The 11281-nt window shown below is 43.3% G+C and carries 11 protein-coding genes; 5 read left to right on the plus strand and 6 right to left on the minus strand.

Annotation, left to right across the window (positions count from 1 at the left end):
* Positions 1–341: 341 nt before the first annotated feature.
* The gene (locus CXF83_RS07575) at positions 342–1886 is read right to left on the minus strand and encodes a methyl-accepting chemotaxis protein (RefSeq protein WP_101092630.1); all 1545 of its coding nucleotides are present in this window, start codon (positions 1884–1886) and stop codon (positions 342–344) included.
* 372 nt (positions 1887–2258) lie between these two features.
* Between CXF83_RS07575 and CXF83_RS07580 the strand changes: the two genes are divergently transcribed.
* Positions 2259–2945 (plus strand): DUF998 domain-containing protein, encoded by a 687-nt coding sequence (locus tag CXF83_RS07580; RefSeq protein WP_101092631.1) that lies wholly within the window; start codon positions 2259–2261, stop codon positions 2943–2945.
* A 2-nt stretch (positions 2946–2947) separates the two neighbouring features.
* Here CXF83_RS07580 and CXF83_RS07585 read toward each other — a convergent pair whose 3' ends face one another.
* Positions 2948–3811, minus strand: coding sequence for a U32 family peptidase (locus CXF83_RS07585; protein WP_101092632.1), 864 nt, complete (start codon positions 3809–3811; stop codon positions 2948–2950).
* A 28-nt stretch (positions 3812–3839) separates the two neighbouring features.
* Positions 3840–4841 (minus strand): ubiquinone anaerobic biosynthesis protein UbiU, encoded by a 1002-nt coding sequence (ubiU, locus tag CXF83_RS07590; RefSeq protein ID WP_101092633.1) that lies wholly within the window; start codon positions 4839–4841, stop codon positions 3840–3842.
* Positions 4842–4973: 132 nt separating this feature from the next.
* Here ubiU and ubiT point away from each other — a divergent pair, with 132 nt between their 5' ends.
* On the plus strand, positions 4974–5486 hold the full coding sequence (ubiT, locus tag CXF83_RS07595) for a ubiquinone anaerobic biosynthesis accessory factor UbiT (protein ID WP_101092634.1): 513 nt from the start codon (positions 4974–4976) through the stop codon (positions 5484–5486).
* 82 nt (positions 5487–5568) lie between these two features.
* Here ubiT and CXF83_RS07600 read toward each other — a convergent pair whose 3' ends face one another.
* Together CXF83_RS07600 and trhP are read right to left on the minus strand one after the other, a co-directional pair.
* Entirely contained in the window at positions 5569–5817 is a 249-nt protein-coding gene (locus tag CXF83_RS07600) for a YfhL family 4Fe-4S dicluster ferredoxin (protein ID WP_101092635.1), read from the minus strand.
* A 56-nt stretch (positions 5818–5873) separates the two neighbouring features.
* Positions 5874–7253 (minus strand): prephenate-dependent tRNA uridine(34) hydroxylase TrhP, encoded by a 1380-nt coding sequence (gene trhP, locus CXF83_RS07605; RefSeq protein ID WP_101092636.1) that lies wholly within the window; start codon positions 7251–7253, stop codon positions 5874–5876.
* Positions 7254–7542: 289 nt separating this feature from the next.
* Here trhP and CXF83_RS07610 point away from each other — a divergent pair, with 289 nt between their 5' ends.
* Together CXF83_RS07610 and CXF83_RS07615 are read left to right on the plus strand one after the other, a co-directional pair.
* Positions 7543–8385 (plus strand): HDOD domain-containing protein, encoded by an 843-nt coding sequence (locus CXF83_RS07610; protein ID WP_101092637.1) that lies wholly within the window; start codon positions 7543–7545, stop codon positions 8383–8385.
* Positions 8386–8531: 146 nt separating this feature from the next.
* Positions 8532–10034 (plus strand): putative bifunctional diguanylate cyclase/phosphodiesterase, encoded by a 1503-nt coding sequence (locus CXF83_RS07615; protein ID WP_101092638.1) that lies wholly within the window; start codon positions 8532–8534, stop codon positions 10032–10034.
* On the opposite strand, the gene CXF83_RS07620 is transcribed toward CXF83_RS07615, so the two are convergent.
* A complete protein-coding gene (locus CXF83_RS07620) occupies positions 10031–10477 on the minus strand; it encodes a thioesterase family protein (RefSeq protein ID WP_101092639.1) in 447 nt (148 codons plus the stop codon). The two genes, CXF83_RS07615 and CXF83_RS07620, sit on opposite strands and share 4 nt — an antisense overlap.
* A 189-nt stretch (positions 10478–10666) precedes the next feature.
* On the opposite strand from CXF83_RS07620, the gene CXF83_RS07625 reads away from it, so the two are divergent.
* Positions 10667–11107 carry an OsmC family protein gene (locus tag CXF83_RS07625; protein ID WP_101092640.1) on the plus strand — a complete coding sequence of 147 codons (441 nt, stop codon included), beginning with the start codon at positions 10667–10669 and terminating at the stop codon, positions 11105–11107.
* Positions 11108–11281 lie beyond the last annotated feature (174 nt).

Consider the following 11281-nt stretch of genomic DNA (forward strand, 5'->3'; position numbering starts at 1 on the left):
ATATCGAGTTTTGCTTTACAGCGTTAAAGCTGAATTGGTACTTAAGCAAATAATGTATTGAATATTCATTCAACCGCTAGCAGGCGAGGTTACCGCCTTAAAACATCTAAGTAAAACGATTCTCTTGTTATATAGAATATATCAAGACTAGCGAATAGTTATTAACTCTAAATGACTATTTATATTGTATCGGAATAAGCAGCAAAAGCACAAAAATATTTTTTGTTTATATTCATTTAAAACAATGGTTTGTTTATGTTTCTTAGTTGTTGATTGTTTGGTGCGGCGGATGTTGTCGCTACCCACTAGTGGTAACGACAACACATATTACGGAGGGCAAACTAACTAAATGTTTTTCTCAAAGATTTTGCTTTTTCAGCATTAATTTTTAACTCTTTAACCGATGTTTCAACCACATCAATAGCATTCAAATTTTCATTTGATGCTTGGCTAATGTGACTAATATTTTGGTTTATTTCACCGACAACTAAGGTTTGTTGCTCTGCGGCAACGGCATTTTGTTGCGCTAAATCGTGAATATTTTTTACTGCTTCAAAAATAGTGTCGACTTTTTGCGCTGAAATCTCGGCATCGTCAGTGCATAACAATGCTTGTGACTTACTTTCATCCATCTGTTTTGACCATTGAGTCAGCATGGTAAACATCTTATCGACACTCTTAGAGATACTTTCTGTTGACTGTTGTGTGCGGCTAGATAGTGCGCGAACTTCATCTGCAACAACTGCAAATCCTCGCCCTTGCTCACCGGCTCTTGCGGCTTCGATAGCAGCGTTAAGCGCGAGTAAATTGGTTTGTTCGGCAATGGCATCAATCTCAGACATTGCACTGGCTACTCGCTCTGCTTCTTTGTTTAGCAATTGTGCATTCGCCGCTGCTTCTGTCACTGAATCAGTTAACTCACTAATGCTTGCTGCACTTCTTTGCATTTTGTCACGGCTTTCATGGCAAAGCTGGTAAGTGTCTTGAATGCGATTAGAGGTTGATTGAATATTCGAAGCGACCTCTGTAATGGTGGCGGCCATCTCCTCAGTGGCACTGGCGATTTGTTCTATTTGTTGGTTTTCAATATTCAATCCAGCATGGGCTTGTTGGGCGGCAGTCATTAATTGAGTGGATATGGCATCAATATGTTCGGCATTATCTTGTGAGCGTCCCAGCACACCTTGCAGTTTGGCGTCTTTCATCATCAACTGAAAATCAAGCAACGAAGAGGTATCTCGACCGCAATAGATAAAACGACTGACAGAGTCATGCTGCTGTTTCATCTGTATTAATCGAGCGGGAATACGAAAGGCTTCGTCATAAAAGATGACAAGGTTTACGCCCATTAACACGATACCGGCTAAAATTACGCCCCAACCCCAAATATAACCAGCAGCTGCTAAACCGAGGCTGGCACAAAATGCAGATAGCAGGCGTTTATTGGCTAAGCTAATAGGGTCGCTAACACGTTTACCTAAATTGAGTCGTTGATAGATCTTTTGCGCCTTATTGATGTATTCGATCTTAGGCGCAACGCGTACAGATTGATAACCAACCAGCTCGCTCTGTTCAAATAGTGGCGACACAAAAGCATCAACCCAGTAAAAATGGCCGTTTTTACAGCGGTTTTTAACAATACCGCGCCATGATTGTCCGGCTTCGAGTTTTGCCCACATCTCTTTAAAGGCTGCTTTAGGCATGTCAGGATGTCGTACAAGATTATGATGTTGGCCAAGCAGTTCATTCTCTGTATAGCCTGATATTTCGATAAATCGCTGATTAACGTAGGTGATAATCCCTCGTTTATCAGTGCTTGATATCAATTGATCTGAAGAGGTTAGTCTAACTTCCCGGTTGACTATGTTTGCATTGTTTCTTGTCATTATTATTCCATTTGACTGCAAAGTGTATTACTAGATATGTTGGAAATATACCAACACATTATGTGTGGAATATAGCATTAATACACTCATTATTATTCAGATTTAGCTAATTTGTTTAACGAAATATTAGCAAGAAATACAGGTCGCTATTTTTAGCTAACTTTTTGGCTTTATTATCTTTTTTTGCGGTAATGTTTGGGTTGTTTTAGAGTTTTAACTTGAAAAAAAATAACGGTAGACTATAAAAGTAACGTGGATGTTACGTATCTTGTGTTAGTAATGGTTGTTAAAAATCTGAGCTAGACCTCTTTAACGAAGGCTAATTCGATATATATTAGACGATGCCATTAGATAATATAAAAATAGGAATATATGGTAGCTCGGACGAACAATAAGGTTTCTACACTCGCATTTAGATTTGGTATGCTCGGGATTTTCGGGCTATTGCTAGGTTTGATGTTATCGGTACTGACATTTAAGATGTATGACGGTGAAGGCTTTAGTTTTTTGAACCACACGCTGAGTGAGTTGGGTCATTATGGACACTCCGACTTTGCGGTGATTATTAATGGTGGTCTATTTTTCGGGAGCTTGAGCGCGGTACTATTTTGTCTTTTTTCATTGCAAATAGCGGACTCATCTTGGTCTTATCCCTTTTTTGCTTGCTTAGGGCTGACATTCTTCTGTTTAGCGGCGGTTGGTTTGTTCCCCATCAATGTTTATCATTTACATATTGTGGCGATTAAGTATTTCTTTATCTTCGGCAGTGTCAGTTCAATGTTTTATGGACTGTATTTATTCGTAGGTAGAGGGCGCTTATTTTCGCGCTCGACCAGTGTTTTAGCCATTATCGCGTTTGTGAATATGTCAGCTTTCTTGTTGGTCCCTCTGTTAGGCTTGGAGCTAACAGAGGGCGGTAGAGCTTTCTATCATGAACTGCTGGTCGAGATGCATCGCCCTGCCATTTGGTGGCCCGCTATTTTTGAATGGGTTGGCATCGCCAGTTTTGTGGCCTGGAGTGCTAGCGTGATGTTAAGTTTACGACCTAGAGTCAGCTAACATTATATGTGCGCCAAACCCGCGGTTTGGTGCCAATAGCCATTACAGGTTAGCGGCTCAGTTTTGGGTTTGCAGGTTAGGATACTCTCTGCCAGCGCAACACTCTTTAAACTACTTGGCGAGACTCTAAAGTAGTTCACCCCCATCTGCTTCATTTGCTCGATTTCACTGGATAAATCTATCTGGCTTGCAGATTGAGTTTGAATACCATTGAGCCTTAATAACGGTTGCTGATCTTGGGTTTGCGCAAGCAAGCCTTTTGGATGCGATAGACACACTGTTTGGCAGTTATCTTTGGGCAGATTCTGCTGCTTGGCGGTAAAGCAGCGAGCTGAATGTGCTAATGGTATGTACCCATGAGCAAAGACTTCAATCTCAAACGGCAGTGGGGCACCGGTGGCGGTAACCTCAGCTTCGATAACATGGTTTAACCAAGATTTTGACAACTCTATTGGCATCACAAAGCGTTGCATTCCCCACTGATGCAGTTTTTTTAGTGTCGCTAAGTTGTAGTTATTGATGGTTGGGCCGCAAACAAAAGGTAGCTCAAGCTCTTTAGCAGCTTGCACAGCGCCCATATCATTGGCTTCAATGATAAATTCGCCATTATTCACCTGCTTTTTTAGCTCGGTATACTCAGATGGCGCTTCTAATAGCGCTAAGGTCGACAAGATAACCTCTTTGCCCGACTCTCGTAGCATATGCGCCAGCGCAAGATAATCGGCAAACTTGAGTTGTCTTCTTCTGCTGCACACCGTTTCGCCAAGATAGACCACGGGAATGCTACTTTCAGCCACCTGCTGATAAAATTGATTCACTTTTTCTTTTGACCAGCAATACTGTAATGGCCCGAGAGATGTTTTCATTGGCTTTCCTTGTTGATAAGCAAATGGCCTATTGCCAGGTTCGTTCGTAAGCGCCGAGTGTTGTAGTTTGCCCTTCAGACACTTTTGCCAAGGCGACATTCCACTCTTGCTGAGTTTGGTATTTCTCAGGAGACGAGAGATAGCTATCGATTGCAGTACGCCATACGCGAGTCACTTGTTCGACATATGCTGGACTGCGCTGACGCCCCTCAATTTTGAGTGACACAACATTAGCTTTGGCAAGCTCGGGCAGTAAACTTAAAGTGTTTAAGCTGGTCGGCGCCTCAAGGATATGGCTGGCGTTGCTATTCTCATCGGTGGTGTAACGGCCTTTACAGACCACGGGATAGCCCATCTGTTCATCGACACCAGACTTATCAATGAGCACGTCGTTTAACCACGTCAGGCGGCTACCGCCATCTTCTTGCCAGCGTACATGTTTAGCAGGGGAGCATGAGCCGCCAGTGTTGGGTGATTGCCCTGTCACGTAAGATGATAGATGACAGCGCCCTTCGGCCATGATGCACAAGCTACCAAAAGCAAAAACTTCTAAATCGACAGGGGTCACTTTTGACAAATCTCTGACCTGCTTCATCGACAATACACGCGGTAATACGGCGCGTTCGATATTAAAAGCTTCTTTGTAAAGCGTGAGCGCCCCCAGATTGGTTGCACTGGCTTGTACCGATAAGTGCAGCGGCAGATGCGGGTAACGGCTGTGGGCATAATCTAATAAGGAAATATCAGCCATGATCAATGCGTCAACGCCAGAGGCTGCCGCTAAATCAATGGCTTGGTACCAACGGCTTTCTTCGCCTGGTTTGGGGAAAGTATTAATGGTTAAGAACACTTTCTTGCCGCATCTCTTTGTATACTCAACGGCTTGTTGCAGTTTTTTAGGCGTAAAGTTCAGCCCTGCAAACGAACGAGCATTGGTATCATCTTTTAATCCTAGGTAGACCGCATCAGCGCCAGCATTGAGGGCGATTTTTAATGATGCGAGGTTACCCGCGGGGCACAGCAGTTCCATAGGTCGGCTCCATTTATAAGGAAACAGGAGTTTAAAAGGGAATGAAGATCAAACTTTTGATGTAAAACAGGTTTGTGATCATAAAACCTAGGTAAGATCGGTTTCTTTGTATCAATGCTGGAGCATTTTTAAATGCAAGGTGTACTTCCTAATATTTTGGCGGAAAAAATTCTGCGCATCGGCCCTAAAGTCTTATCACAGCCCTTAGCGCTTATTCCGTTTTCGCTTAAAGCGGACTTATTGAAACGTATTTTGGGTTTGATGCTTGCCGAGCAGGCAGCAGATGATGAGTTAGATTTTTTGCTCGACCGCTGGGTGGCGATCAATATTGAAGACTTAGGGTTAACCTTTGAGGTGAGCTACGACGGTCATTGGTTAGTCCGTCCGTTGCAAAGTGCTGAAGTGACCTTTAAAAGTAACTCTAAGGCGCTGCTGTTAATTGCCGCTGCTAAAGAAGATCCCGATACGCTGTTCTTCCAACGTAAACTCAGTATCGAGGGCGATACCGAGCTCGGGCTTGAGATTAAAAACCTACTGCTGGGGGTTGAATTTGATTCTATGCCCACCGTGATCAGTACCGCAATCACTAAGCTTGCCGAAGCACTGCAGTCTTTGCAGAGAAAGGCTGAGCCGAAAATGGCTTAGTAAGACATAAAAAAAGGTGCTGTTAAGCACCTTTTTTTGAATCAATGACCGGTTACATTAGAGTAATAACCAATGATTAAACCTATTTACCTGTAATAACATGGTATTTCACCAGCAGTTCATCATCCGACTCTTTGTGGTCTGGGTCAACGGCAATACAATCAATTGGGCAGACCGAAATACAGGTCGGTTTATCGTAGTGACCTTTGCATTCAGTGCAAAGCAGCGGTTCAATCTCATAGATCTCTTCGCCCATGGTGATGGCCTCGTTAGGGCACTCAGGCTCACACATGTCGCAGTTGATACAGCTGTCGTCGATTAATAATGCCATCGTTTACTTAATACCTTTTTCAAGGCGCATTATAAAGCGCCTTTTGTTTGTTCAGTCTATTTCGCTGCAACGTCAGCGGCTTGATGCGGATTACGGGTATTTTGCCCTTGGGGCAGGTTACGCAGTAATACGGCTTTGTCTAGCTCTACGCCAGCTGGCACATCTAAAAAGACAAAGTGACCAGAACCTAGGCCGGCTTCAACACTCTCGCCTTTACGATTAACCAATGAATCAATATTGAGGGTTAAATTGCCCTGTGGCGTCATGATTTCAACGCTGTCGCCCACACTAAATTTGTTCTTTACATCAATCTCAGCTTGGCCTGCTTCATTGCATTCACCGGTAAATTCACCGACAAATTGCTGAGTATCGCTAATTGAATAACCATAATCATAGTTCTGGTATTCATCATGCACATGACGACGCAAGAAACCTTCGGTGTAACCTCGGTGTGCTAGCCCTTCTAAATTGTGCATAAGGGTTCTATCAAAATCTTTACCTGAGGCGGCATCTTCAATCGCTTGACGGTACAGCTGAGCGGTACGGGCGACATAATAGAAAGACTTAGTACGTCCTTCAATTTTGAGTGAATTGATCCCCATTTTTGTTAAGCGATCCACATGCTGAATGGCACGAAGATCTTTAGAGTTCATGATATAAGTACCATGTTCATCTTCAAATGCTGGCATGTATTCGCCAGGGCGTCCGGCTTCTTGCAATAATACGACTTGGTCTGAAGGTTCGCCAGCGCCGAGTGTTGGCGTTGCGATTTGCACCTCTGGGTTGACGGCAACTATATCGCCAGTCTCTGTTTGCTTAGCTTCATGTACATCGTATTTCCAACGACAAGAGTTGGTACAAGTCCCTTGGTTGGGATCGCGTTTGTTGATATAGCCAGAGAGCAAGCAACGCCCTGAGTAGGCCATGCATAATGCACCGTGAACAAACACTTCTAATTCGATATCTGGGCAACGCTGACGGATCTCTTCAATTTCATCAAGTGATAATTCACGCGACAAAATAACCCGTTTAATGCCTTGAGACTCCCAAAACTTAACCGACGCCCAGTTAATTGCGTTTGCCTGTACTGATAGATGCACGACTTGATCGGGGAATGCTTCTCGAACCATCATGATTAGCCCTGGATCAGACATGATTAGCGCATCAGGCTGCATTGCTACTACGGGCTCCATATCTTTGATATAGGTTTTTAGCTTGGCGTTATGCGGCGCAATGTTACTGACCACATATAGCTTTTTATTTAGGCTATGGGCTTCCTTAATTCCTGCGGCAAGGTTTTCCATTTTAAAGTCGTTATTACGTACACGAAGACTGTATCTTGGCTGACCAGCGTAAACAGCATCAGCGCCATAGGCAAAGGCGTAACGCATATTTTTAAGGGTTCCGGCTGGGGACAGTAATTCAGGTTTAAACATAATAACTTCTCTGTTAACGGGTAAGGATTAGGCAAACGGCCGCACATTCTACTAAATGCTGAAAGGCTAATGCAAGGCAGTCAGCCGCACATGATAAGGGCTATAGAGGCGTTCTGAGTCGTTTATCTTGGGTTCTTGTGACGCTGGTATCATTTTTGGCTTAATTTAGGTTTTATTAAAGCAATTATCTAAGTATTAACCCTATATTACTATTTTGCACGTGCCCGTATGCATTGAGCTGATATACTCGGCGAGCTGCAAATTAATACGAGTAATATAGGGAGTAAGGATGTCAAAAGAGCATCAAGTATTAGTGGGTTTGTTGAGAAAATTAAAGGCAGATTCATTAGTGCTGCCAACGCTGCCGGAAGTGGCTATGCGCGTTCAAGAAGTCGTTGGCCGAGAAGACACTAGCCTAAAAGATGTCGCTAATATTATTGGCCAAGATCCCGCCATCTCTGCCCGGATCATTCGCGTCGCCAATAGCGCTATTTATAGCCGAGGTGTGCCAGCCTCAAATGTTAATGCTGCCATTAGCCGTATTGGACTCACTCAGATTAAAACAATTGTAACCTCTATTGCGATGGAGCAGCTGTTCATATCAACCAATGAGATGGTATGGGAAGTGATGGATGAAGTATGGCAGTCCTCCATTAATGTGACCTCTGCAGCGGTGGCAATGTTACAAATTTATAATCGCTCTCACCCCAATAGTGGCTTAAATGCCGATACCATGACGCTAGCCGGTCTGGTGCACAATATTGGTGCTTTACCGGTGCTTACCGAAGTTGAATCCGATTCAGAATTAGTCAATGGCATTGACCAATTACGTGCTTTAGTGCGTAAGTTGCAAGGGCCTATCGGTCGGGCAGTGCTTAAAAATTGGGCTTTTTCGCCCAGTGTTATGGAAGTCGTTGAACGTTGGGCTGATCTGTCCTATACCTCAGAGCATGTTGGCTATCTTGATTTCATTCGAGCCGCGGCACTGTATAGCGGTGAGTTGCGCTCAGGTAATGAGTTACAAGAAAGGCTGGCTGCATTCAGCGCGAGGGGATTACCAGTATCACCAGAGGTATTGGCCAGTGATGGCTTTTTGGATACCTATCACTCGATTAAAGATAGTTATGAATAACCTTTGCGATAGAGATTAGGCTATAGTCAAAGAGGTTGAGTATTGGGAAGCAAATTGCTTTTTATTGCCTCCCAATGAACTCACTATATACAGTTTGCTACAACAGCTTAAAACACCTCAGATTGAAACGGTAAAAGTCATCATTAATGGATAGATTTGGATTGCTCTCGATAACGTGTATTGTGCTTATACTGCTGCTAGCTGCAGTATTTTGGCGTTTTTTAATTTGCCGTCGCCAATTAATTAAATTGCGTTTATCGACTAATCATAAACCCGAACAACCCAATGAAAGTGGTTTAATCGTATCCAGCATGTCCCAAGCGTTGCTGCAAAGTGAGCAAATGGTGTCGCAGTTACAACAGCAGTTACATCAAGCAGGACACGATAAATTAACGGGATTGGGTAACCGCTTAAGCATGAAGCGAAAGCTGGCTGAACAGATGCCATTGGAAAAAGGCAGTTTAGTGCTGGTGGACATCTATCGCTTTCGCTATGTAAACGATCTTTTCGGCTTTAGCTTTGGTGATGAACTGCTCAAACAAATCTCGAGCAGGATTGAAGCTAATTTTCTCGAATCCGCGACTATCGCAAGAATGAATGAAGATGAATTTATCATCTATTCCCCCTCAGGTTTTGTAGACGCAGATTTAACAACGCTAACTGCGTATTTACAACAACCTTACAGCGTGTTCGACAGTCCAATTAGTGTGCGTATTCAGCTAGGACACCTCGAACTTGAACGTTTTCATGCTGACATTAGTACCATGCTACGTCGCCTCGATTTGGCGCTTAAAAAAGCGAAAGCATTGGATATTGGCATTGCACATTACTCCGCCGGCGATGACGCCGTGCAGCTAAGGGATGTGTCGATTATTAATAGCTTGGCTAAAGCGTTACAAGACGGTGAGCTTTATATGGTGTATCAGCCTAAGCAAAATTGTGTCGCTAATAGTTGTACTCAAGTCGAAGCGTTAATGCGCTGGAAGCATAAAACATTAGGCGTTATTTCCCCAGCAGAGTTTATCCCGCTCGCGGAGTATGCCGGTATGATTGATATGGTGAGCCAGTGGGTGTTAGATCAAGTGGTGCTACAACAATCAAAATGGCGACAAATGGGCATCGTTGTGCAAGTGGCGGTCAACCTATCAACCCAAGACTTAAAGAATCAATCGTTGCTTGAAGAGATAGAAGCGAGGCTGACCAAGTATCAATTACCTGCCAATGCATTATCTATCGAGCTAACTGAAAGCAAATTAATGGAAGATATCGATAACGCAGTGATTGCAATCAATAAGTTGCGTAATATTGGTGTTGATATTGCGATTGACGACTTTGGCACTGGTCACTCTTCTTTAGCGTACCTCAAGTACTTACCTGTCGATGAGGTCAAGATAGATAAAGCCTTTATTGAAGGCTTAGATACCGATGAGCATGCCAGACATATCATGGATACCAGTATCCGATTAGCCAAAGGCTTAGGCTTTAAAGTCACGGTTGAAGGCGTGGAAACTGAATCGGTACGGCAGATCATTATTCCGATGGGGGTCGATAAAATTCAGGGCGATATATTTGCTAAACCATTGACTTCGACTGACCTTGAAATGAGGTGGCCACAGCTTAGTGGGATATCGCCCGGAGCCACTCGCTAGAAAGTGACCGGCTGAGAAAAAGCTTCTCCAAGTCGGTTTATCAATATTTGTGGCATTGGGCTCAGCTGACGGTTTTTATTCATACACACCATCTCAATTAACGCTGTTACCGCTGCTTTTTTAGCATTTGGACGCCAAATCTCCTGTAACCAGACTGTGCGATACTTACTTTCGAAGTAGAAACGCGTCCTAATATCGATAATATCAGCAAATTCAACGCCATCGTGGCACAACATATCGCTACGATAAACGGCAAAACCTAAATCGTGCTCATCCCATAAGCTTGCCAGGTTTTTTGCACCAATTACATGTTCACGAGCCCGTTCAAAATATTTTAAAAAATTAGGATGGTACACAACACCGGAAAAATCGGTGTCTTCATAGTAAATTTGTACCGGAAAATTAAAGGTTTTACTGTGTTGTACTGACTTAGTCGAGGGCATATTGGTTGTGGTCTAGTCATGAATCGTATCAAAGTGACACTAGCTTAGCATAGGAAGCGTTAACGGCTTAAATCCTATGCCAGAGCGATATTTTAATTAATGCCAAAAAGTGTGAGATTAATTTGAGTTTTCACCTATATATTCATTAGAATGTTCTCATTGAAATAAATCTAATGGAGTTGGATAGATATGGCGGACAAAATTGTAGCAGTAAACACTCAAATGGGAGAGGGCTGGAAAGTCAGCGCGCAGATCCGAGAGCATCTACTGGTGATTGATCAACCTACCGCTGGAAATGAAGGTGCTAACCCACTGGAAACTTTTGTTTTCTCGCTGGCCGGATGTATCTCCACCATTGCAAAAATGGTGGCGAGAGAGCAAAAAATTGATCTGCAGCAGTTTGATATGTCGATGAAAGCTCAACTTAATAGTGCTGGACTACTGGGCAAACCTTCAGATGATCCGGTCGGTTTCAAAGTGATCGATATTATCGCCACAATGGATGCGATGAAAGATGATATTCAACTCACTGATGAGCAAAAAAGTACTTTTTTAGACACTGTTTGCCACCGCTGTCCGGTTCACGATAATTTGCTGAATCCAACCTTGGTAACACACGCAGTTGCTTAGCTATAGCCTATGTTAGTTTAGACCGCCCTGTTGTCGAAAGCGCGACGGGGCAGCTTACTAGCGTAAAGCTATGTCATATAAAAACTAATGCCACGTAAATAAGTTATTCCCCCTCATTCAAATCGGCGTTAATGCCCAATCTTCAGTGACCCTAATTTCATAATATATTTATCG

It is taken from the genome of Shewanella sp. Choline-02u-19 (genome assembly GCF_002836205.1).
GTDB lineage: Bacteria > Pseudomonadota > Gammaproteobacteria > Enterobacterales > Shewanellaceae > Shewanella.